A 21,833-nucleotide genomic window follows, 5' to 3' on the forward strand; every position below is an offset into this window, starting at 1 on the left:
CGGTCAGGCCAGCGGCCTCGAGATCCTGACGGATCTGCGGGGTCAGGTTCGCAACCCACGGGTGATCCGTCGAAATGAGGGTGACTTCGGTCAGACCAGCGTCGGCGAAGACCTGCGCTGCTGCGTCGGTGTCGTAGTCGAACTGCGTTGCGGCCTCGGTGTACATCGGGTTGGTTTCCGGAAGGAATGCGGTCGAGACGATCGCATCGCCCGCGAGTGCGGTGTCAACGAGACCCTGACGGTCGATTGCCTGGTGGAATGCGCGGCGAACTTCAGCGTCACCGAACGGATCCTTGGCGGTGTTGAACATGAGGAATGCGTTGTTGTAGCCGGGGACCTCATCGAGCTCCCAGCCTGCACCAGCAAGCTGATCCTTGGTTGCCGACGGAACGGTCTCCATGACGTCGATCGTGCCACCGAGGGCAGCGGACAGACGTGCCGAGTCGTCCTTCAGGACGTCCCAGTGCATGAGCTCAACCTGAGCAGGCTTGGAGCCGTTGTAGTGCTCGTTCGGAACTGCTTCGATCGAGGTGTTGGTGATCTCGGTGTACTTGAACGGGCCGGTGCCGATCGGGTGCGCGGTCATCTCATCCTGGGTCGAGGACGCCGGGATGATCTTGACGTTGACGAGACGGTCCGTCAGGCCTGCGAACGGGTAGTTCAGCTTCACGGTGATGGTCTGGTCATCCTTGGCCTCGACCGAGTCAATGAACGTGAAGAACTGCTTGTAGATCGAGGTCTCGTCCGTGGTGCGTGCCCACGACTCGAGAACATCCTCGGTGGTCACGTCGGTGCCGTCAGAGAACTTTGCACCTTCGCGAAGCGTGATTTCGTATTCGGTGTCCGAGATTTCGACAGGCTCGCCATCAGCAAGCGCCGGGTAGACCTCGTAGGTCGCCATGTCGAACTCGTACAGACCCTCCATGACGTGCCAGTTCGCACCCATGGCCAGAGCCGATGAGGTCGTTGAGGGGTCATAGTTGGTGGTTTCGTATGCAACGCCGAGGTTGATCTGGCCCGAGGGGGCGCCGTCGCCACCTTCGCCACCTTCGCCGCCGTCGGTCGTCGTGGTATCCGTGGCGGAACCTTCTCCACCTTCGTCACTGTCGCCTCCACAGGCTGACAGCGCAAGCATCGCTGCCGCTACAACGGCAGTTGCCTTGACCCAGCGCTTTGATGAACGCATGTCGTTTCCTCTCCATCGAGTAAATGTGAAGCACCAATGCTTCAAATCGGGTAGAATGATTGTATGTTGTCAGACAAGTCGGCGCAAGTCCTTTTAACTAAATACTCTCCGACAACGATGTCGGAGCGCGCTCGTGAGCCCATTGTGGCGGTAAATCGGTCATCGGCGACGATGAACGCGATCAAGGCCTACATTTTGAATCACGCGCTTAAACCGGGAGATCCCCTGCCCACCGAGTCCGCGCTATGCGAAGATCTTCAGGTCTCTAGGTCATCGGTTCGCGAAGCTCTTCGCAAGCTCGAGGCCCTCGATATTGTCCGCGTTCACCAAGGCCGTGGATCCTTTGTGGGGTCCATGTCACTTGAGCCCATGGTTGAGACCTTGGTTCTGCGCTTCGCACTCGATACCGAGTCTGGCGCCGAATCTCTTCGCCAGGTCGTCTCCATGCGGCGCTTCATCGATCTGGGTGTGGCAGACAGCCTCGTCTCTGCGATGAAGGGGACCAAGAATCCCGATCTGGAAGAACTCGTGGAGGCGATGGTCACCAAGGCCTCGCGCTCCGAGAAGTTCACGGAGGAGGACATGGCCTTCCATACCGGCCTCGTCTCCTACCTGGATAACGAGCTCGTCACCCAGATCAACGCCTCGATGTGGCTCATCCACCAAACGTTCATTCCGGAGCTGAATGAAAGCTCGGCCGAGAGCCTGCTGCGCACCGCCCGCGCACACGAAAGCATGCTCCTGACAGCGCAAGACGGGGACGTGGAGGCATACCGAGAGGCGGTCATCGAGCATTACGAGCCGCTCGCAGGCCTGCTCGATATGGACTCATAATGTTTCGCACTCACCCCGATAGGCCGCTGTCGTATGTGAGCACTGGCGCAGGTCCGCTGGTCGTGCTGTGCCACGGCGTCACCGATTGCGCGGCCTCGCTTGCCGATCTCGTGGAGCGCCTGTCGGACCGCTACCTCGTCGTCGCTATCGATTCGCTCGGCCACGGCCTCTCGCGCCGAACCACACCCGCCGAGCGCGAAACACCGATGGCCAGCGCGCTTGCCGCGCTCGAGGACACCCTTGAGCGGCTGGTCCACGAACACGGCGTCGCCGTTGGCATTGGCCATTCCATGGGCGGCGCATTGCTAACGCGCCTGGCCGCCCGCCGCCCAGATTTGTTCGCCGGCGTGATTGGCGAGGATCCGTCGTGGCTCTCCCCCGATCAGGCCCAGCGCTATCTCGACGGCGTTCCGGGCAGCCTCGAGTATCACCGCACGCTTCGAGCCGCTCCGGCTGGCGCGCTCGAGAACAACCGCGCCGAGTATCCCTCGTGGCCCGAAACCGAACGCCCAGGCTGGCTCGCGGGCAAGCTTCAGGTGGATCTCGACTTCCTTGAAACCGGCGAAGTCGGCTTCGTGGATTGGCGCGAGTTCGCCGCCACAATCTCGGTGCCCGCGCTCATTGTGACCGGCGACGGCGACGACGTCGTGCTTGGTCACCCCGGCATAGCCGAGATTGACGCTCTCCACAATGGCAGCATTCGCACGCACCTCATCGAGGGTGCCCGCCACTGCGTGCGCCGCGAGGACGCCGAGGCGTTCCAGGCCGTCGTCGATAGCTTCTTGGATCGCGTCCATCCCGCACTGGACCCGGAAGCCGCCGTACGTGAGCCGGGTGAGCCCGCCGTCGTCGGCCCTCAGCCCAGCCAAACCGCGGAGTTCTATATCGATCCGCAGTTGCGTGGCCCGCTGGCGGAGGCGTATTACCCGCAGTGGGATCCGATCGGCACCCGCGAGCGCACGGAGGCGAACCTGCCGCCGACCGCCGCGGCCGAGGGTACCGAGCTCGACGTGCGGGAATTCGAGGGCGTGAGCGTGCGCGTGTGGAATCCGCCCGCGAGCGCCGAGCGAGTCATTCTCGCCATTCACGGTGGCGGCTTCATGGCGGGGCGCGCGGACTTCGATGATGAGCGAAACTCGCAACTCGCGGCCCGGTTGAACGCCGTCGTCGTCAGCCCGGAGTATCGGCTCGCGCCAGAACATCCGTTCCCCGCGGCCGCCGAGGACTGCCTGAGCGCCGTTCGCATGCTCGAACGCGATGGGCTCGTCGGCGAGTCGAGCCAGGCGCTACCTTTCTTTATATACGGCGATTCAGCCGGCGGCGGGCTGGCGGAAAGCGTCGGGGCCATGCTGCTCGAGGGCGAGGCGGTATCGCCAGCCGGGTTCATCATGCTCGAGCCGTTCCTTGACCCGTCGATGTCCGGCCGCTCGATACGCGTCCATCAGGACGCGCAGATGTGGAACCACATGAAGGCTTACCACGCGTGGCGGGCCTACCTTCAGGGCACGCATCCGCGCGAGCTTCCTCGACTGATCGATCACAGGGATCGCGAGCACCTCCCGCGCGTGCTGACCATCGTCGCGAGCGCGGATCTGCTGCGCGACGAGGGCATCGCGTGGACCACGGATCTCGTGGACGCCGGGTTCAACGCGCAGCTGCACATGATGGCCGGCACGTATCACGCGGGCCTGTCGATGCCGGGCACGCGCGTGTGGGAGCAGGTCCAGCAGCTCATGGAAGATTTCGTCACGGATTAAGGATAGGTATGTGGGTTTGTTCGGGTCAGATGCGTCAGGGCCTCGTGCTCGAAGCAAAGTCGTGGGCGCTGGCCGTACGCGACGGAAAGCTGCACCTGCACGGCGTGGCCGACGAACCATTTGACTACGACATCGAAGACGCGCGCGTGGCAGGCATGCACACCATCGGCGTGATTGCGCAGCCAACCACTCGCATCTTCCTTGATGGCTACGAGGTGTGGTCGGCGACGGCACCGCTGCGCGGCACACCCACCGCGCGCCAAGGAGAGCTTCACACCGTGAGCGTGCCGGGTGGGCTCGGCCCGGATGAGGTGGCCACCTTCGTCCGCGACCTGACCTCCCCTCCTACTCCGCTCGTGTCCTTTGCCTCGATGCGGTTATCCGACGACGACGCCCGCGCGATGGGCGCCCTGCCCGAGCTCGTCATTCATGCCAAGTTCCGCGTGCGCGGGCCGGGTCAATACGGCACGATCCTCGCGGCGGGCCTCGAGGGAGCCACCGTGCTCACCGCCTACATCGACGGCACGCGCGGCATCACGCTCACCTCCGAGACCACCACGGCGTTCTCGGAGGGCAACTGGTCAGATGGGCGCTGGCACCACCTCGCGCTTGCGTTCACCGGCGGCGCGATCCAGATCTGGATCGACGGCTGGCTTCACGCCCACGTGCCCGGCTCTGCCCCGCGTTTCGACAACGTGGCGATCGGCCAGGATTTGGCGGGCCGCCGCCTCATGGGCGAAGTGGGCGAGGGTGGCATCTACGGACCCATCAACGATCAGCAGATCGCCTTGCTCGCTCACCGCGCCGCGCTCTCGCAGGTGCCCGTCTTCGACTCCTACCCCACCGGCTCGTTCCATCGCATCCCGGCGCTCACGCGCACGAGCGCCGGCACGCTTCTCGCGTTTGCCGACCGCCGGCGCGATCTGCCCAACGACGCCCCGAACGCAACCGACCTCGTGCTGCGGCGCTCATTCGACGAGGGCCGCACGTGGGAACCGGTCCAGACCGTCGCAAGCTTCCCGGGCGAGGGAATCGACGGCGTGGCCGTGACGGATGCGGCCGCCGTCGAAGATAGGAACGGCCGCATTCACATGCTCGCCGACTTCTACGCGGCGCACACGGGCCTGCTGAACTCGCGCCCGGGCTCTGGCATGGACGAGCGTGGAGTGTTGCTCGAGGACGCGGACGGCACCGAATACGCGGTGCCGGGGCGGTGGCCGGCAAGCCCGACCGTCGTCATTGATAGCGAGGGCGCTCAGACCCCGTGGGTTGTGGACGCGGACGGCAGCCTCACAAAGGACGGCGAAGCCGCCGGAAACGTGCTGATTGACGGCGAGCTGCTACTCGTCAAGACCGCGCATATTGGCGTGTGGACCTCGGATGACGACGGCGCGACGTGGTCGCCCATGCGCCTGATCACCGACCAGATCAAGGATTCGTGGATGACGTTCCTGGGCATCGGCCCCGGCAACGGGATTCGCCTGGAGCACGGCGAGCACGCGGGCCGGCTGCTTGTCCCCTGCTACTTTTCCACCGAGGACGGCACCGAGCATTCGGCGGCCGCACTCATCTCCGACGACGACGGCGCCACCTGGTACCGCGGATCGTCGCCCAACGATGACCGCGAGGTGGATGGCGTGCGCGTCGACCCGCGCACGTTCACGGACTCGGCGCTGACCATGACGGAGTCGGCGATCGTCGAGGTTGGCTCCCGCGTGCACATGTTCTCGCGCTCCCAGCATCCGCGCGTGTTGCGCACCTATTCCGACGACGGCGGAACCACGTGGAGCGAGGTCGTGGAGGATCCGCAGTTGCGCGAGATCTTCTGCCAGCCCGCAGCGACCCTCGCCGACGACGGCTCGCTCGTCTTTGCCAACGCCTCGCGCATGTTGCCCTACCGCGGCTGCGGAACCGTGTACCGAGCCAATGGCGTGGGCGAGCACTGGGTGGGCAGGGCCGTCAATCCGCGCCACCACGGGTATCAATCGCTGGCGGCGTTGCCCGGCGGCGACGTCGCGATGCTGTGGGAACGGGAAACGGCGGGGATCTGGATGACGCGGGTACCTGCGGCGATCTTTTCAGTAGACTGAGGGCACAGACGAACGGAGAACCACATGATTTCCAGACTCGCCCGTCCACTACTGGCAGCCCCCTTCATTGCAAGCGGCATCGACGCCCTCATGAAACCCGCCGAGCATCGCGAGGCCGCGAATCGCGTGTTCGACGCGATCGAATCTTTCGGCGTCAAGCGCCCCTCGCAGGATCTTGTTGATCTGACGACTCGCGCCACCGGCGTCATGTTCACGGTCGCCGGCCTCACGCTTGCGCGCGGCAAGCTCCCGCGCAGCTCCGCGCTTTTCCTTGGCGCGATGCAACTTCCGGTTTCGCTGGCGCGCAACCCATTCTGGGAGCAGACGGGCCAGGAGCGCCGCCAATCGCTGAGCTCGCTCGTGTCTGCCGCTGGCCTCGTGGGCGGGGCGCTCATCGCCTCGCAGGATCGCGGAGGTAAGCCTTCGATCGCGTGGCGCGCGCAGCGCCTGGCGAAGGATGCCCGCGACGCCGCGTCCGATCGCGTAGACGCCGCCTCTGAGCGTCTGCATATTGGAGATGGTCGGTGACCTGGCCTGCGCCACATTCTGGGCCGGTCGACACGATCGTTGATATCCCCGGCTCGAAGTCTCTGACAAACCGGTATCTCGTGCTCGCCGCGCTTGGCAGCGAGCCGGTGACGATTCATCACCCGCTCGCCGCCCGGGATACCGAGCTTATGGCCGCCGCTCTCGAATCCCTCGGCGCCGTCATCATCCGCGCGGACGACTCGTGGACAATCCAGCCCGGTCCCCTTCGCGGTGGCGACGTCGAGTGCGGGCTGGCCGGCACGGTCATGCGTTTTATTCCTCCGCTGGCGGCTTTTGCGATGGAGCCCGTACGGCTCGACGGCGACCCGGCGGCGCGCGTTCGCCCCATGGGTGCGATCGTCGAGGGTCTGCGCGGGCTGGGCGTTCAGGTGGATGCCGATGAGCTCGATGGCTCGCCGGTGCTGCCCATGACCGTTCATGGAACGGGTTCGGTGGCCGGCGGCAGGTTGGAGATCGACGCCTCGGCCTCCTCACAGTTCGTCTCCGCCCTTCTCCTTGCCGCCCCGCTCATGACGCACGGGCTTGACCTGCACCATGTGGGCGAAAATTTGCCCTCCCAGCCGCACATCGCGATGACCGTGGCGGTGTTGCGCGAGGCGGGCATCGACGTCGCCGAGATGCCTGCGGACGCCCCGAACCGGTGGGTCGTCTCCCCCAACCTGCCCCAGTTGCCGGATGTCACGATCGAGCCGGACCTGTCGAATGCTGGCGCGTTCCTCGCCGCCGCGATGGTCACCGGCGGGCGCGTGTCCATCCCCCGCTGGCCGAGCCAGACCACCCAGGCGGGCGACGCCTATCGCGACATCTTCGCCGCCATGGGCGGGCGCGTCACCCTGGACGAAGGCCTGCTGACCGTCGTCGGGCCGGAAAGCATCACGCCCTACGATGCGGATATGAAGGACGTGGGCGAGCTCGTGCCGTCGGTGGCGGCCGTGGCCGCGTTCGCGCAGGGCACCTCGCACCTGCGTAATATTGGTCAGCTGCGCGGGCACGAGACGAACCGGCTCGCGGCACTGACGGCCGAGTTGGCGAAGATTGGCGTGCGAGCCTACGAAGACGGCGATGACCTCGTAATCGAGGGCGGCGGGCCCACCCGCGCGGCCGTCATCGATTCCTACGAGGATCACCGAATGGCGACCTTCGGGGCGATTCTTGGCCTTCGCATTGACGGGATCGAGGTCATTGACATCGAGACCACGTCGAAGACGCTGCCCGAGTTCGTCGCCATGTGGAATCGCGCCTTTGGAGGTCACCGTGTCGAGGCGTGACATCGGGACGGACGATCCGCGGGTTCGCGTACGCCCGGGCAAGGGCTCGCGGCCGCGAACGAAGCGCCGGCCCGACTACTCCGACGCGCGCCGGGCGCAGGTCTACCGCGTGGATCGCGGGCGTTACCACGTGACGATGGTCGACGACGCCACGCAGGTCACGGCCGTCAAGGCGCGCGAGCTGCCGCACGGCTCGATCGTCGTCGGCGATATCGTGGCGATGGCTGGCGACCTCTCGGGCCGCAAGGACACCCTCGCCCGCATTGTCGAGGTGGATGAACGCTCCACGGCCCTGCGCCGCACCGCAGAAGAGAGCGAGGCGGCCGGGACAGAGCGGGTGATCGTAGCGAACGCCGATCAGCTCGTCATCGTGACCGCCGTGGCACAGCCCGAACCTCGGCCCGGCATGATCGACCGCATTTTGGTGGCCGCCTACGACGCCGGCATGAAGCCGATCCTGCTACTGACGAAGAACGACCTGGCTGATCCCACCACGCTGCAGGCACTGTACGAGCCCCTCGACATCGATATCTACACCTCCTCGATCAATGAGGAGACGGGCGAGGCCGACATTGACGAGATCGCCGACGCGCTCACGGATCACGTGTCGGTGCTCGTTGGCCATTCCGGCGTCGGGAAGTCGACCCTCATCAACGAGCTCGTCCCCGAGGCCGCACGTGAAACCGGCGGCGTCAATGTGGTGACCGGGCGCGGGCGGCACACGTCCACGTCCGCGATGGCATTCCCGCTGGCAGATGGCGGGGCCGTCATCGACACGCCCGGCGTGCGCACGTTCGGGCTCGCCCACGTGGAACCCGAGGATCTCCTGCGCGGCTTCCCCGACCTCCAAGAGATCGCCGAGGAATGCCCGCGCGGATGCACGCACGAGGATGGGACCATCGACTGCGCATTCGACGATGTCAAGGGCGAGCGCCTCACGGCACGCGTGGAATCCTTCCGCAGGCTCCTCCACTCGCGCACCTCGATGGATCCGCACTGGGCGTAGCCGCCGCGACCTCGCCGGCCTGAATCGGCACAGCGCATAGCGGCGGGTATCGGCGCCTTTTCGGGGCGCGGCGTCTATGCTGAGGGGTATGAATACTGCACGCCACTCTGCCGATCTTCAGGTTGCGCTCGGGATTGCCGACCGCGTTGACGTCTTCACGATGGAGCGTTTCCGCGCCGCGGACCTCTCCGTTGAGACGAAGCCTGACATGTCACCCGTCTCCGACGCCGACCTCGGCGCCGAGCGCATCATTCGCGACATGCTCGGCCAGTTCCGCTCGCGCGATGCGATTTTGGGCGAGGAAGAGGGCGAGACGGGCTTGTCTGGCCGCCGCTGGATCATCGATCCCATCGACGGCACCAAGAACTTCGTGCGTGGCGTGCCCGTGTGGGCGACCCTGATCGCACTCGAAGAGCAGGGCGAGATCGTCGTCGGCATCGTCTCCGCGCCCGCGCTCAAGCAGCGCTGGTACGCGGCGAAGGGCATCGGCGCGTTCAACGGCCGCTCGGCCACGAGCTCGCGCAGGCTCAAGGTCTCGAACGTGGGGCGGATTGAGGATTCGTCGTTCTCGTATTCGTCGCTCGATGGCTGGAGCGAACGCAACCAGTTGCGCGGCTTCCTCCGGTTGGCACAAAACTGCTGGCGCACGCGTGCCTACGGCGATTTCTGGTCCTACATGCTGGTGGCCGAGGGCGCGGTTGACATCGCGGCCGAACCCGAGCTAGAGCTCTACGACATGGCGGCGATCGTGCCGATTGTGACCGAGGCGGGCGGCAGGTTCACCTCCCTCGAGGGCGAGGACGGACCGTGGGGCCGCAACGCGATTGCGACGAACGGACACCTCCACGACGCAGCGATCGAGATTCTTCATTCCGTTCGCGACGACGACTAGGCAACTTTTCCCTCCCCCGCGGGTTGCCCGCGAACGGGCGCGCGCAAAAAATGTCGGAGCCGCCCGATAGTGTTGAGGGCATGAGATTCTTACACACCGCTGACTGGCATCTGGGCCGCACGCTGCACGGCGCCGATCTTTCGCCCGCCTTCGAGGCGTGGACTGATCACGTCATTGATCTCGTGGCCACACAGGACATCGACGCCCTGCTGATCTCAGGCGATGTGTACGACCGCGGGATTCCGCCGCTAGAAATGGTGGATCTGCTGGCAGAGACCTTGGAGCGCGCGCTCGACCATACGAGCGTGATCGTGACGTCCGGCAATCATGACTCGGCCAAGCGGCTGGGTTTTGGTTCCCGTCTGATGCGCGATGGCCTCTATTTCTATACCGATTCCTTGGCCTCCCGCGTGCCGGTGCCGATTCGCGACCGCAGCGGCGATGTGGGCGCGCTGGTCTATCCCATCCCCTATCTCGATCCCGATTCGGAGCGCGGCCGGCTCGCTGACGATCCGGCCGAACCGCTGGCGCGCAGCCACGCGGCGGTGCTGGGCAAGGTTCTCGATTCGATCCGCGCCGATCTCGCGGCGCGAGGACTCGGGGCGCGAGGACTCGGGGCGCACACAGACAAGCCGTACACGATGATCATGTCCCACGCCTTCGTGAGTGGCGCTGAGGAAACTGAATCCGAGCGCGACATTTCGGTGGGCGGTGCGGCGCAGGTGTCGGCGTCGTTGTTCAATTTGCCGGGTGTGGACTACGTGGCGCTCGGCCACATCCACGGCCCTCAGCAGGTGGCCAGCGCCGGGCCTGTCATGAGGTATTCGGGCTCGCCGATCCCGTTCTCGTTCTCCGAGCAAAACCATACGAAGACGTCGGTGATTGTGGATACGCAGGCGGCCGATCCGATCGAGCTTGTGCCCGCGCCGGTGTATCGCAAGCTTGCCACCATCGAGGGCACGCTTGATGAGCTGCTGTCTTCTCAGTTCGATGAGTATCGGGGCCATTTCCTCCGCATCAACGTCACGGATCCCGAGCGGCCGGCGAACCTGTTCGCCAAGCTCATGCAGAAGTTCCCCTATGTGCTCGAGCATCAGCACCTCACGGAATCCACCGCTGTCTCGGTGGCTGAACTCGAAGCGATTCGCACCGAGCCGCTCGCGGTGCTGCGCGAATTCTTCGAGATGTCGGGCGGGCGCGATCTGAATGAGGCGGAGCTTGATGTCATTCGAGACGCGTGGGAGAAAGTCGGTCAGGGGGCCTAAATGCAGTTTCGCTATTTGACGTTCAGCGCGCTGGGTCCGTTCCCCGGCACGCACACCATTGATTTTGACGAGCTCACGGCGGGCAAGCTCTTCCTGTTCGACGGGCCGACCGGCTCGGGCAAGTCCTCGATCATCGATGCGATTGTGTTCGCCCTGTACGGCAGGGTGGCGGGCGAAGAATCCGACGATTCGCGCATCCGCTCCGCCCACGCCGATGATTCGACCCCGTCCTACGCCGATCTGGTATTCACGATTCCTTCGGGCATCTACCGCGTGCGGCGCACTCCGGCCTGGAATCGTCAGAAAAAGCGAGGCGAGGGCACCACGAGGGAGAACGCACACGCGACCCTGTGGAGACTCTCCGAGGCCGCCGTGGACGCCCACGAATGGGACGCCGGCGACGTGCTGGCCAGCGGCGCGCGGGATGTGGGCATCGAGCTGAGCCGGTTGCTGGCGCTTACCCGCGAGCAGTTCGTCCAGACCGTCGTGTTGCCGCAGGGCGAGTTCGCGCAGTTCCTGCGCCTGAGCTCAACTGACCGCTCTGCCCTGTTGGAGACCCTGTTCGACACCACCGATTACCGCACGTTCGCCCAGAGTCTGGATAAGCAGGCGAAGGCGGCACGCGAGAAAGTCGACGCCGCCGGCGCCGTTGCCACCCGCGCACTGCAATCCTGGTGCGACATCGACGGGCTGGCCTCCGACTTCCCCGACACCGGGGCGCTGGAGTTTATCGACGCCGAGGATTCGGCTCCTCTTGAGGTCATGGCCTCCATCGATGCGCAGTTAACGGCGCGCGCCGAGGCCGCCGAGGCGAAGGCCGGCGATCTCAAGAAGCGCTTTGACGATCTGACGGCGGCGAGGATTGCCGAGGAGGAACTCGCCAAGACGCTCGCGGAACGGGCATCCCTCATCACACGGCGCGAGGAGCTTGTGGCGCGCTCCGAAGAGATGGATGCCAAGCGCGCTCGGATCGACGTCCACGAGAAAGTGGCAACGTCCGTTGATCGCCTCGCCACCGCGAGCCTAGCGCAAGACGCACTCGAGGCCTCCGCCGCGCAGCTACCGGACGGCGTCGCGCCCGTCGAGGCCGAACGCGCGGCGCTAGCTGACGCGATTGATGATGGCCGCGATCTGGCAGACACCGCGCAAGCCCTCGTGAGCGCCGCCGATGGAGCGATCAGTGAGATCACCGCGCGCGTCGGTTCGCTGGCGAACACGCTCACGATTGAGGAGTCTCTGGGCGCGCGGGCGAAGAGCCTGGACGATCTTGATCGCTCGGCCACCGAGCTTGCGGACGACATCGCCGGTGTGACCAGCGAGCTCGAGGCGTTCCCTGCGCGCATCGAAGCCTTGGATGGTGACATCACGACGGCGCGCGAGCAGGGCGATGCCATCCCGACGCTCGAGGCCGAGCTCGCCAAGCTCACGGAGCAGGCCGAGCAGTCGGCGAAGCTCGATACTCTCCGGGCGAAGCTCGAGGAGGCTGAGAAGGCGGGGCGCCTTGCTCTTGATCGGCACAAGAAGCAGTTCGATCGAGTCGCCGAGGTCACCGCGGCATGGCGGCGCTCCACGGCGGCGAATCTGGCCGCCACGCTTGACGAGCAGGAACCGTGCCCGGTGTGCGGCTCGCTGGATCATCCGGCGCCGGCCCAGCCCACCGACGATTCGGCCAGTCTTGCCGACGTGCAGGCGACCGAGGCTGCGCTCACACCCCTCGCGCTTGAACTCAACGAGGCCAATGCTCGTCACCAAAAGCTTCAGGGCCAGCATGAGGAACTCTCGCGTCAGGTCGGTGACGCATCGGGTAAGGATCTCGAGGAATCGATGGCGTCAGCGGCCGAGAAGCTCGCCGCGGCGAAGGAGGCCAAGGCACGCGAGGCGTCGCTGACCACGACCCGCGCGAAGCTCACGGCGGCAAACAGCGCCAAGCAGGAGGAGCTCAGTGCAAAGCGTGCGGAGCAGAGTTCGCTTGCCGAGCGGATCAAGAATGCGCGAGAGTCGCTGGCGCGTGATGAAGAGGCAGTGGCCAAGTTGCGCGGCGACTTCGACTCCGTCTCAGCACTTCGCGATGCTCTCGTGAGCCAGCGTGCGGATCTTCGTGGCCTTAGGGACTCTGCCGATGTTATCGCCGAGCGCGCCCGGCAGGCTCTTGCCACTCGCGAGGCGGCCGAGGAGGCCCTCGCAGCGGCCGGCGTCAGCAGGTCCGAGGCCCTCAGCGCGCACCTTGATGCCGATACCCTCGCGGGCTTGAAACAGGCCGTCGATCAGTACGGCAAGGATGTCGCGGCGGTTCACGCCCAGCTTGCCCACGAGCGGTTCGAAGCGCTGACGGGTGAGGAGAAGCCGGACGTCGGTTCCGCGCGAGAGAAAGAGACCGCAGCCGCGGATGCCTACCGGGCCGCTGCGGCCGAGCACACGCTTGCAAAGAGCTGCGCGGAGAGGTCGGTGCGCTTCCTCCAACGCACCCGCGACGCCGTCGCCGGATGGAAGGCCACGGTAGATGACGCCGGACCGGTCGTGCGACTCGCTGGCCTCGCCAACGCGGAGAACATCTCACTGAGCAAGATTCGGCTCTCAACGTGGGTTCTGCTGCGCAGATTCGAACAGATCGTTGAGCGCGCGAACGAACACCTGCGCGAGTTCTCCTTCGGTCGCTACGAGCTGGCGCGCACGGACGAGTCGGGCAGCGAGCGCAAGACCGGCCTCGGGCTCGAGATCATCCATCACGACGCCGGCCCTCACGGCGAGCACCGGCGCTCTCCCCGAACGCTCTCGGGTGGCGAGACATTCTACACGTCGCTCGCGCTCGCACTCGCGCTGTCCGAAGTGGTGCAGGCTGAACACGGCGGAATCCGCATGGAAACGCTCATTATCGATGAAGGGTTCGGTGCGCTGTCGTCCGAATACCTGCAGTCGATCATGGATACCCTCGGCCAGCTGCGCACCGGCGGGCGGACGGTGGGAATCGTCAGCCACGTGGACGAACTCAAGTCGATGATCAGTGACCGGGTCTCGGTCCGCCCGCTCGAGGGCGGTGGGTCAACGCTGAAAGTTGTCGCCGGAAGCTAGGCGCCGAGCTCGTTCGCGAGCACCTCGCGCTCGATCACGTCGTACCACATAAGGTCAATATCGCCCGAGGCCATGAAGGCCTTCTCGTCTCCGGCCAGTGCCCGCTCGACGACGTCCTCCGATCCGGGCTCGTCCACGAGGATCGCTTCCACGTCGTCCCACGAGACCGGTTCAACCAGACGGCGGGCTGTGGGTAGCTCGTCGGCCATCTCCAGCACGCTGTCCGCGACCTCCGCCACGCACACGATTCGGCGCAGTGTGCCACTCAGCCTGCGCAGTGAGTCATCGGCGGCCGCGAGGGTCGCGATCATTTCCCACCCTTCCGCGTCCTCGCGCGGCACCTCGCTTTTCAACTGCGGGGTGACGCCGTGTACGAGCCGCGGCGTAATATCACCGCGAAGGTCGGAGGATTCGAGGGGAATGTAGATGCGCATACCCCATCCTAAACATCACGATGGCTACGCGGGCGCCGCCGCAGCAAGCGAGTCCCACAGTGCGCGCACGTCCTTCGAGTACCCGGACCTCGGATAGGCAACCGGCATCGCTTTCATCGCGAGCTCGCACTCGTCGAGGCGATCGCGATCCCCGCGCACAACATCGCAAGGCATCGGCGCGTTGGCGAGCAAGTCTCGCACCTTTGCCCTTCCGTCGAGGCCGAGCGCGTGCGGCGAGGTAACCACAACGCCACGGTGATGAGCGGCGTGATCGGAGCCGACGGCGTCGATATGCTCGACGAATCTGCGAAGCCCCACGGGAGTCCCTCGGCCCACGTGAAGCACGACGTCGGCCGCCTCGAGCGCCGAGCGCGTCACCGCGTATCGATCGGCTCGCTCCGCCCGGGCGTCCATACCGCCAGACAGATCGACGAGGACGGTCGAGGCTCGCCTGACGAGCGGTTCCCACTTCCGATCGACGACGACGCGCGGCAGTTCCCGCCAGCGTTCGCCCGTGTTCAGCCCAGCCAGTAGCCGCCGATTGCCGGTGCCGCCCGGGAGCTCGGCGAGGATCGAGTCGATGAGGTCCTCCGGGTCGCGCCCGCGTTCAATATGGCGAGCCAGAGCCACGATGGCGGAGGTTTCTTCGAGGCCGTAGAGCTGGGTCAGGCTCGGGCGATGGGTATCGGCGTCGACGACGAGGACGTCGTCGGCCAGACTCGCAAGGTCACGCACGAGCGCGGACCGTCCGACCGAACCGCCCGGTCCCCACACGGCGATCAGTCGGCCCCGGGCGGCTGCGTCCGGCACGCGAACCACCTCCGACGAGCCGCGAGCGAATGCGAGCAGCTCCCCCTCGCCCACCACCTCCACGCCCAGAGCCCGCAGGTCTGCGACGGGCCTGCCGTGGGGAACGACGCCGATGCGGATCCCCTGCCTGCGCAGCGTTGAGACCACGGTGAGATCGAGTCCGGGTTCGTCTCCGGAGATGAGGACGGACTGCGCGAGCCCGGCGTCGACGCCCGCGAGCACCTCGGCGAGGTCGGCGCATCTGCGCGCAACGAGGTCCTCTTGGCCAAATGACGCGAGTTCGCGGATGAGCGCTTCGTCGTCGGGTAAGCAGACGAGGATCACGGCTCGCCCACCGCTCCCACGATGACGAGCCCATCCTGTGTGCCAAGGACTTCGAGGATGTCAGGAACGTCGGCGGGGCTCACTCGCACCTGCGCTCGAGATCCCGCGGCAGCAACCGAATCCGGTACATCGATCGACACGAGCACCGCGCCGGAGGCGATGCGATGAGCTTGGGCATCGGCATCAAACTGAGCCGAGCGGACTCGCCAGATCTCCACCTCGGCGCCGATTCCGATGCTCGAGGGCGGATCGGCAATGAGTGGGAGTGAGAGGTCGACCTGATCGCTCGCCCCCTCGAGCGCAGACCGCGTGAGCAAGTCACCCTCGCTGATTGTGTGTGCGGCGAGGGAACCCTCAGGGATTTGTCCCGGCCTTACGTACCCCTCTCCCACGCGTTGTGGCAGCTCGTCGACGACGAACTGCCCGGGATCGAGCTCGCTGCCGGCCGCGATCGTGCGTTCGGCGCGAAGGATCGGAACCGTGTCTTCACCGCCGAGCAGGAGCGAGCCTGCTAGGCCGCCGCCCGCGATCAATGCGATACCTGCCGCTAGCCGAGGATCCTTCCACGGCACGAGAGATGACATACCCATATTGATACCGTTCCAGATTCACCATGCGGGCGAAAAAGTTGTCCACAGCGGCGCTCGGATGTTGATAACGTTGCCGAAACCGATACGAAGATGGGAGACTTTCGACATGGCTAGGTTCTTAACAATTGCTGACGTGGCGGAGTATCTCAATGTCTCCGCAGGTCAAGTGCGCACGCTCATCAAGAATGGGGAGCTGCCAGCTATTCAGGTCGGTGGCCGCGGGCAGTGGCGTATCAGCGACACGGTCCTCGCCGAGTACGTCGAGCGAGGATACGAGACCACTCGCCGCAAGATCGCAGCCGGCGAGGACATCTAGACCGCCGCTTAGCAGTCGAACTTCGTGGTCACATAGTTCGCGCATGAGGCTCGTTCAGTAACCACACTCAGTAGGCACCCGCTCAGAGGGGCTCCTCGTGGCCGTGGCCGATCACCTGGCTGAGCACCGCAATAGCCCTAAAGGGAATGGCGACCAGCCGACGCTCAGTATTCGCCGCGAACGCGTATCGCGGCTCCCAATCCGGCGCATACGAGCCCCGGCGCGCAGAATTGTCTCCCTCATCAAGCACGAGGTAGTCCTTGCCCACCCCGGTGATCACTCCCGTCCTCGTTGAGTCGATGCAATTGATAGTGACGTGTGAACCCTGGAGCTCGCGCAACATCGAGCTGAGAGAAACTGGCAAGCCATCGGGAGCTTCTCGTGCGAATGTCGGCGAATGAAGCCGTGTGATCGCATGTGCAAGGACGAGGTATTCGAACACCGCATCGCGCAGGAGAAGCCAGTCATCACCCGAGGTGGCAAGTATGCCGGATAGGAATGAGAGATCCGGCGCACTCACTGACAATAAGGCCTCGCGCCCGGTCAACGCTCTGATTCGATCCGCGAAGAGCTGGGTCGCCCGTTCGGCGTCCGCGAGCTCGCGCGCCTCGGCCAACAGATCCTCTCGAGCATCATTTTCGATGCTCGCCGCGATGTCGTACGCAATCAATTCCCATGTCATGGATGCGAATTTACTCTGAAACTTTTGCAGATAATTTGATTATCCACAACCTCTCGTATCGCATTTATGCAGGTCATACACCAAAACGCGTGTTTCAGGCATTTACATCAAATCCCAGCGACTGAAATGCCGTGTATACCCACTCGCGAATGCAAATCCTTGGGATCAAACTGACCCATATCGCATCAAACGACATCAAACGACATGATTGGAGGCGAGATGGCTACGCTCAGCATTTCTCGACCAGTTTCGTCGCCGCGGGGCGACTTCGAGCAGTTGCTCGTCATCGCCGCATTCGGCGCGCTGCTTGTGGTGGCGCTGTGGTATCTGACCTCCATTGCTGCGCTCATTTATGCGAAGCGCACCCGAGATCGCAGGCTCCGCGCGGCGGTCGCGCGGTGGGGAGCACCGCTCATCAAGACGCTCGCCGCCACCGGCTTAGCAACCGCTCTCGCGACGCCGGCGATGGCCTCCACCGACCCGGTGGACCTCAGTTGGGGCTCTGACGCACCAGAGTCCACGTCCGAGGTCGCTGACTCGCCTGCTGAGAGCACCTCGCCATCCGGGAGTGACTCGCCTCCCGTGGTCACTAGCTCGCCTCCCGTGGCTACTGGCACGATTAACGACGCCGAGGGTGTCGATTCGGAGCTGACCAGTTCGGCATCCACCGTCACGATCGCGCCGGATGCGGATGATCTGTGGCTTCCCGCGCATGCGTTCGTTAGTTCACCCGTGCAGCCCACCGTGGAGGCAGAGAACCACACCCCCGTCCCAGACTCCTCTGCGAATGAGACGGCCGCAGCAATTGACGACCCAACGCTGCCGAGCCCGGTGAGCGTCAGCCAAACCGGCGACCAGGTCCGCAACCAGAGCATCGTCGAAACCGGCGGCCAGCTACTGGGCAACGTCCACGTCGTCCAACCGGGCGAGACCCTGTGGTCGATCGTCCGGGATCACTACGCCCCCGCCACCGACGCGCAGGTTGCGAACCTCGTTCTGGATCTGTGGAGCGCAAACTCGTCAACCATCGGTTCGAACCCGGACCTCATCTACCCCGGTCAACGACTGGAATTACCGTAAGGACAGCCCATGAGTCACACCACCGCGCTCACAGCACCCGAGCTCACAGCACCAGCACCCGAGCTCGCAGCGCCAGCACCCGAGCTTGCGCCGCTCACCGTCGAGGGGCCACCACCTCCGCCGACACCGCTCCCCCGGCCCTACCCGGCCAAGGTCAACGTCGCGCCGCTCGCCAAGCCGATGCTCGACCAGGAGGACCTGCCCGCGCGCTTTGACCGCACGTCCTTTTCCTCACCCAAGATCGACAGGCCGATGTTCAACGTCGTCGACGACGACGAAGAAAAGCACCCCCTGCCCCCGCCGGATCGGTTCGCGGCGGCCGTCGTCGGGCAGGCGATCGAAGTCCTCCTCGGGCATCGGCCCGTGCGCCAGCTTCAAACGTGGGTGCACCCGCTCGTCTACGATGCCCTCGCGCGACGGGCGGGGCTCGGCCAGCGCATCCGCGGCAAGGCGGAAAAGTGCATGGCTCCGCGCATCAAGAAAATCATCGTGTGCGAGCCGCGGCCCGGGGTTGCCGAGGCCTCCATCGTCGTCTTCGATGGGATAAAAGTGCGCGCGGCGGCAGTGCGGTTAGAAGTGCGCCGCTCACGCTGGCACGTGACCGCGCTGGAAATTATCTAACCGCGCGACTGGCGCTCCGAGCCGCTACCGCTTGCGACGCTTCGCGGCGCGGCGCTCAGCCGCACGGCGCTGCTGACGGTTCATGCCAGCGTAGGGATCCGCCGCCTGCTGATTCGTCTGCTGGCCCTGCGCTTGTTGCCCCTGGGCTTGTTGCCCCTGGGCTTGCTGACCACCCTGAGCGCCGCCAAAGGCCGCGCCGACGGGCTGCGATTGTCCACGTGAGCCCGCAGGCCCAGCCTGCCCCTGATTCGCCGACGAGGTGTACGTCAGCTTCTGCTGGCCGCGTTCGGGGCGCTTGATGCCAAGAATCTTCTCGGTCGCATCCGGTGCCTGCACATGGGTCTGCTTCGGGCGCGCTGCCATCGCCTGCTTCTGCACGGGAGCCTTCTGGCCGATAAACGCGCTCCCTTCCGGCAGCTGGTTGAGCCCGGACATCGCCGCGCTCTTCGCGGCCTCCGCCGCCTCGCGAGCCATCTTCTCTGACGGCGTCTCGAAGTTCATCAGGTGGCGGACGGTGTCCTCACGGATCGCATCGTTCATCGCCTGGAACATGAGGTAACCCTCCTGCTTGTACTCCACAAGCGGGTTACGCTGCGCCATCGCGCGAAGGCCGATGCCTTCCTTCAAGTAGTCCATCTCGTACAGGTGCTCGCGCCACTTGCGATCCAGCACGGTGAGCAGGACCTGGCGCTCAATCTTGCGCATCTGCTCATCGCCCAGCTCGTCCTCGCGCTCGTCATAGACGGCCTGCATGTCCTCGCGCAGCTCAGAGCGCACGATCTGACGGCTCAGCTGCTCCTGACCGCCGTGAGCCTCGGCGAGCTCCTCGCCCGTGAAGCTCGGCTTGTAAATGCCCTTCATGTCCGTCCACATCGCGTGCATGTCCCACTCGTCTGGCGAGCCCTGCGTATGAGAGGTCACCACGTCGTCGACGACGAAATCAATGAAGGACTCAATCTGGTCCTCCACGTCCTCACCCTCGAGGATGCGGCGACGCTCGGCATAGACGGCCGTACGCTGCTCGTTCATCACGTCGTCGTACTTCAGCACGTTCTTACGCATCTCGGCGTTCCGGGACTCGATCTGCGTCTGCGCCATTTCGATGGCCGATGACAGGATCTTGAAGTCGAGCGCCTCGTCCTCCGGGCCCTCCCGGAACCCGGCCGTGGCGCGATTGTTGCCGAACAGGCGCATCAGGTCGTCGTCGAGAGACAGATAGAATCGCGACTCGCCCGGATCACCCTGACGGCCAGAACGGCCGCGCAGCTGGTTGTCGATTCGGCGGGATTCGTGGCGCTCGGAGCCGAGAACGTACAGTCCGCCAAGTTCCACGACCTCGTCGTGCTCCACCTTGACGGCGGCCTTGGCCTCCTTGAGCACCTCGGGCCAGGCTTCCTCGTATTCCTCCGCGTTCTCCTCCGGATCGAGGCCACGCTTGTTCATCATGTCAACCGCGATGTGCTCGGCATTGCCGCCGAGCATGATGTCGGTACCTCGGCCTGCCATGTTCGTGGCAACCGTGACGGCGTGCTTGCGGCCCGCCATCGCCACGACCGATGCTTCGCGATCATGCTGCTTGGCGTTGAGCACCTCGTGCGGAATGCGCGCCTTCTTCAACAGCTTGGACAGGTACTCGGAATTCTCCACAGACGCCGTACCCACAAGCACGGGCTGGCCGGTGCGGTAGCGCTCCTTGATGTCCTCCACGATCGCCCGGAACTTGCCGTCCGCGGTCGGGTACACGAGGTCGGTTTTATCCACGCGCTGCATGGGCTTATTGGTATCGATAGGCACGACGCCGATATCGTACGTTGACGCAAATTCTTCTGCTTCCGTCTCGGCGGTACCCGTCATGCCCGAGAGCTTGTTGTACAGGCGGAAGTAGTTCTGGAGCGTGATGGTGGCGAGCGTCTGGTTCTCCGCCTTGATCTTCACGCCTTCCTTCGCCTCGATGGCCTGATGCATGCCCTCGTTGTAGCGGCGCCCGGCGAGGACTCGGCCGGTGTGCTCGTCGACGATCAGTACTTCGCCGTCGGAGACGATGTAGTCCTGATCGCGGGTGAACAGTTCCTTGGCCTTGATCGCGTTGTTGAGGTAGCCGATGAGCGGGGTGTTGACCGACTCGTACAGGTTGTCGATGCCGAGCATGTCCTCGATCTTGTCGATACCCGGCTCGAGGATGCCGACGTTGCGCTTCTTCTCGTCCACCTCGTAGTCGATGTCGCGCTTGAGGTGATCCATGGCTTGGGAAAACGCCACATACCACTTGTTCGCATCGCCCTCGGCCGGCCCCGAAATGATCAGCGGCGTTCGCGCCTCGTCGATCAGGATCGAGTCAACCTCATCGACGATGGTGAAGTAGTGACCGCGCTGGACGAGGTTATCCAGGCTCATCGCCATGTTGTCGCGCAGGTAATCGAAGCCGAATTCGTTGTTCGTGCCGTAGGTGATGTCGCACGCGTACTGTTCGCGCCGCTCCGCGGGCGTCAGGCCGGAGGTGATCGTGCCCGTCGTCATGCCAAGGAAGCGGTAGACGCGACCCATGAGCTCCGACTGGTAGGAGGCCAGGTAGTCGTTGACGGTCACAACATGGACGCCCTTGCCGGGGATCGCGTTCAGGTAGGCGGCCAAGGTTGCCACGAGGGTCTTACCTTCACCGGTCTTCATCTCCGCGATGTTGCCCAGATGAAGGGCAGCGCCGCCCATGATCTGCACGTCGTAGTGGCGCTGGCCGAGCGTGCGCACGGAGGCCTCTCGCACGGCGGCGAAGGCTTCTGGCAGAAGGTCATCGAGCGATTCACCGGCGTCGTAGCGCGCGCGGAACTCCTCGGTTTGCCCCTTGAGCTCCTCGTCGCTCATGTCTTGGAAGACGTCCTCGAGCTCGTTGACCTGCTCGGTGATTCGTTCCAGCTTTCGAAGAATGCGCCCTTCGCCAGCTCGCAGAATCTTATCGATAAGTTTGCGCACGTTTGCTCCTCGCTATGACTGCGAACATTCTACCGACTTCCCCAAGCATCACTGCAATTGCGGGTATATCTTCACTCACAGCCAACGCGGCGC

Annotated in this window: 18 protein-coding genes; 12 read left to right on the top strand and 6 right to left on the bottom strand. The window is 64.8% G+C overall.

Going from position 1 to position 21,833, the window contains the following annotated elements:
- Positions 1-1,186: ABC transporter substrate-binding protein (locus ACHFFR_RS02010; protein ID WP_394262600.1), on the bottom strand; the 1,186-nt coding region annotated here is incomplete at its 3' end.
- A gap of 63 nt (positions 1,187-1,249) precedes the next feature.
- Here ACHFFR_RS02010 and ACHFFR_RS02015 point away from each other — a divergent pair.
- The 9 genes from ACHFFR_RS02015 to ACHFFR_RS02055 all read left to right on the top strand — a co-directional run bounded on the left by ACHFFR_RS02015 (position 1,250) and on the right by ACHFFR_RS02055 (position 13,916).
- A complete protein-coding gene (locus tag ACHFFR_RS02015) occupies positions 1,250-2,020 on the top strand; it encodes a FadR/GntR family transcriptional regulator (RefSeq protein ID WP_394262601.1) in 771 nt (256 codons plus the stop codon).
- Positions 2,020-3,777 carry an alpha/beta hydrolase gene (locus ACHFFR_RS02020; protein WP_394262602.1) on the top strand — a complete coding sequence of 586 codons (1,758 nt, stop codon included), beginning with the start codon at positions 2,020-2,022 and terminating at the stop codon, positions 3,775-3,777. Before ACHFFR_RS02015 ends, ACHFFR_RS02020 begins: the two co-directional genes overlap by 1 nt.
- A gap of 8 nt (positions 3,778-3,785) precedes the next feature.
- Positions 3,786-5,867, top strand: coding sequence for an exo-alpha-sialidase (locus ACHFFR_RS02025; RefSeq protein WP_394262603.1), 2,082 nt, complete (start codon positions 3,786-3,788; stop codon positions 5,865-5,867).
- 24 nt (positions 5,868-5,891) lie between these two features.
- Positions 5,892-6,395: a DoxX family protein gene (locus ACHFFR_RS02030; RefSeq protein WP_394262604.1), complete on the top strand. Its 504-nt coding sequence runs from the start codon at positions 5,892-5,894 to the stop codon at positions 6,393-6,395.
- A complete protein-coding gene (aroA, locus tag ACHFFR_RS02035) occupies positions 6,392-7,684 on the top strand; it encodes a 3-phosphoshikimate 1-carboxyvinyltransferase (protein WP_394262605.1) in 1,293 nt (430 codons plus the stop codon). Before ACHFFR_RS02030 ends, aroA begins: the two co-directional genes overlap by 4 nt.
- The gene (rsgA, locus tag ACHFFR_RS02040) at positions 7,671-8,690 is read left to right on the top strand and encodes a ribosome small subunit-dependent GTPase A (RefSeq protein WP_394262606.1); all 1,020 of its coding nucleotides are present in this window, start codon (positions 7,671-7,673) and stop codon (positions 8,688-8,690) included. Before aroA ends, rsgA begins: the two co-directional genes overlap by 14 nt.
- Positions 8,691-8,778: 88 nt before the next feature.
- Positions 8,779-9,582, top strand: coding sequence for a histidinol-phosphatase (gene hisN, locus ACHFFR_RS02045; RefSeq protein WP_394262607.1), 804 nt, complete (start codon positions 8,779-8,781; stop codon positions 9,580-9,582).
- 80 nt (positions 9,583-9,662) lie between these two features.
- Positions 9,663-10,847, top strand: a complete 1,185-nt coding sequence (locus ACHFFR_RS02050; protein WP_394262608.1) for an exonuclease SbcCD subunit D — start codon at positions 9,663-9,665, stop codon at positions 10,845-10,847.
- Entirely contained in the window at positions 10,848-13,916 is a 3,069-nt protein-coding gene (locus ACHFFR_RS02055; protein ID WP_394262609.1) for an AAA family ATPase, read from the top strand.
- Here ACHFFR_RS02055 and ACHFFR_RS02060 read toward each other — a convergent pair.
- The 3 genes from ACHFFR_RS02060 to ACHFFR_RS02070 are packed head-to-tail and all read right to left on the bottom strand — an operon-like array spanning position 13,913 to position 16,074.
- Complete coding sequence (locus ACHFFR_RS02060; protein ID WP_394262610.1) at positions 13,913-14,350, bottom strand: DUF6912 family protein; 438 nt, start codon at positions 14,348-14,350, stop codon at positions 13,913-13,915. The genes ACHFFR_RS02055 and ACHFFR_RS02060 overlap by 4 nt on opposite strands.
- Before the next feature lie 24 nt (positions 14,351-14,374).
- Entirely contained in the window at positions 14,375-15,484 is a 1,110-nt protein-coding gene (locus tag ACHFFR_RS02065; RefSeq protein ID WP_394262611.1) for a hypothetical protein, read from the bottom strand.
- Positions 15,481-16,074 carry a hypothetical protein gene (locus ACHFFR_RS02070; RefSeq protein WP_394262612.1) on the bottom strand — a complete coding sequence of 198 codons (594 nt, stop codon included), beginning with the start codon at positions 16,072-16,074 and terminating at the stop codon, positions 15,481-15,483. The genes ACHFFR_RS02065 and ACHFFR_RS02070 overlap by 4 nt, the downstream gene beginning before the upstream one ends.
- A gap of 106 nt (positions 16,075-16,180) precedes the next feature.
- On the opposite strand from ACHFFR_RS02070, the gene ACHFFR_RS02075 reads away from it, so the two are divergent.
- Positions 16,181-16,390, top strand: a complete 210-nt coding sequence (locus tag ACHFFR_RS02075; protein WP_394262613.1) for a helix-turn-helix domain-containing protein — start codon at positions 16,181-16,183, stop codon at positions 16,388-16,390.
- 82 nt (positions 16,391-16,472) lie between these two features.
- Here ACHFFR_RS02075 and ACHFFR_RS02080 read toward each other — a convergent pair whose 3' ends face one another.
- A complete protein-coding gene (locus ACHFFR_RS02080) occupies positions 16,473-17,072 on the bottom strand; it encodes a hypothetical protein (RefSeq protein WP_394262614.1) in 600 nt (199 codons plus the stop codon).
- A gap of 219 nt (positions 17,073-17,291) precedes the next feature.
- On the opposite strand from ACHFFR_RS02080, the gene ACHFFR_RS02085 reads away from it, so the two are divergent.
- Both ACHFFR_RS02085 and ACHFFR_RS02090 read left to right on the top strand, forming a co-directional pair.
- A complete protein-coding gene (locus ACHFFR_RS02085) occupies positions 17,292-18,152 on the top strand; it encodes a LysM peptidoglycan-binding domain-containing protein (RefSeq protein ID WP_394262615.1) in 861 nt (286 codons plus the stop codon).
- 9 nt (positions 18,153-18,161) lie between these two features.
- Entirely contained in the window at positions 18,162-18,773 is a 612-nt protein-coding gene (locus tag ACHFFR_RS02090) for an Rv3235 family protein (protein WP_394262616.1), read from the top strand.
- A 24-nt stretch (positions 18,774-18,797) separates the two neighbouring features.
- Here ACHFFR_RS02090 and secA read toward each other — a convergent pair whose 3' ends face one another.
- Positions 18,798-21,740 carry a preprotein translocase subunit SecA gene (secA, locus tag ACHFFR_RS02095; protein ID WP_394262617.1) on the bottom strand — a complete coding sequence of 981 codons (2,943 nt, stop codon included), beginning with the start codon at positions 21,738-21,740 and terminating at the stop codon, positions 18,798-18,800.
- Between the last annotated feature and the right edge of the window lie 93 nt (positions 21,741-21,833).

Origin of the sequence: Trueperella sp., assembly GCF_043424875.1 — a bacterium.
Taxonomy (GTDB): Bacteria; Actinomycetota; Actinomycetes; order Actinomycetales; family Actinomycetaceae; genus Trueperella.

Bases quoted from the DNA above. Each gene is read 5' to 3' on its own strand.
- ACHFFR_RS02015 (WP_394262601.1), top strand. From the start codon at position 1,250: ATGTTGTCAGACAAGTCGGCGCAAGTCCTTTTAACTAAATACTCTCCG.
- ACHFFR_RS02020 (WP_394262602.1), top strand. From the start codon at position 2,020: ATGTTTCGCACTCACCCCGATAGGCCGCTGTCGTATGTGAGCACTGGC.
- ACHFFR_RS02025 (WP_394262603.1), top strand. From the start codon at position 3,786: ATGTGGGTTTGTTCGGGTCAGATGCGTCAGGGCCTCGTGCTCGAAGCA.
- ACHFFR_RS02030 (WP_394262604.1), top strand. From the start codon at position 5,892: ATGATTTCCAGACTCGCCCGTCCACTACTGGCAGCCCCCTTCATTGCA.
- hisN (WP_394262607.1), top strand. From the start codon at position 8,779: ATGAATACTGCACGCCACTCTGCCGATCTTCAGGTTGCGCTCGGGATT.
- ACHFFR_RS02050 (WP_394262608.1), top strand. From the start codon at position 9,663: ATGAGATTCTTACACACCGCTGACTGGCATCTGGGCCGCACGCTGCAC.
- ACHFFR_RS02055 (WP_394262609.1), top strand. From the start codon at position 10,848: ATGCAGTTTCGCTATTTGACGTTCAGCGCGCTGGGTCCGTTCCCCGGC.
- ACHFFR_RS02060 (WP_394262610.1), bottom strand. From the start codon at position 14,350: ATGCGCATCTACATTCCCCTCGAATCCTCCGACCTTCGCGGTGATATT.
- ACHFFR_RS02070 (WP_394262612.1), bottom strand. From the start codon at position 16,074: ATGGGTATGTCATCTCTCGTGCCGTGGAAGGATCCTCGGCTAGCGGCA.
- ACHFFR_RS02075 (WP_394262613.1), top strand. From the start codon at position 16,181: ATGGCTAGGTTCTTAACAATTGCTGACGTGGCGGAGTATCTCAATGTC.
- ACHFFR_RS02080 (WP_394262614.1), bottom strand. From the start codon at position 17,072: ATGACATGGGAATTGATTGCGTACGACATCGCGGCGAGCATCGAAAAT.
- ACHFFR_RS02085 (WP_394262615.1), top strand. From the start codon at position 17,292: ATGGCTACGCTCAGCATTTCTCGACCAGTTTCGTCGCCGCGGGGCGAC.
- ACHFFR_RS02090 (WP_394262616.1), top strand. From the start codon at position 18,162: ATGAGTCACACCACCGCGCTCACAGCACCCGAGCTCACAGCACCAGCA.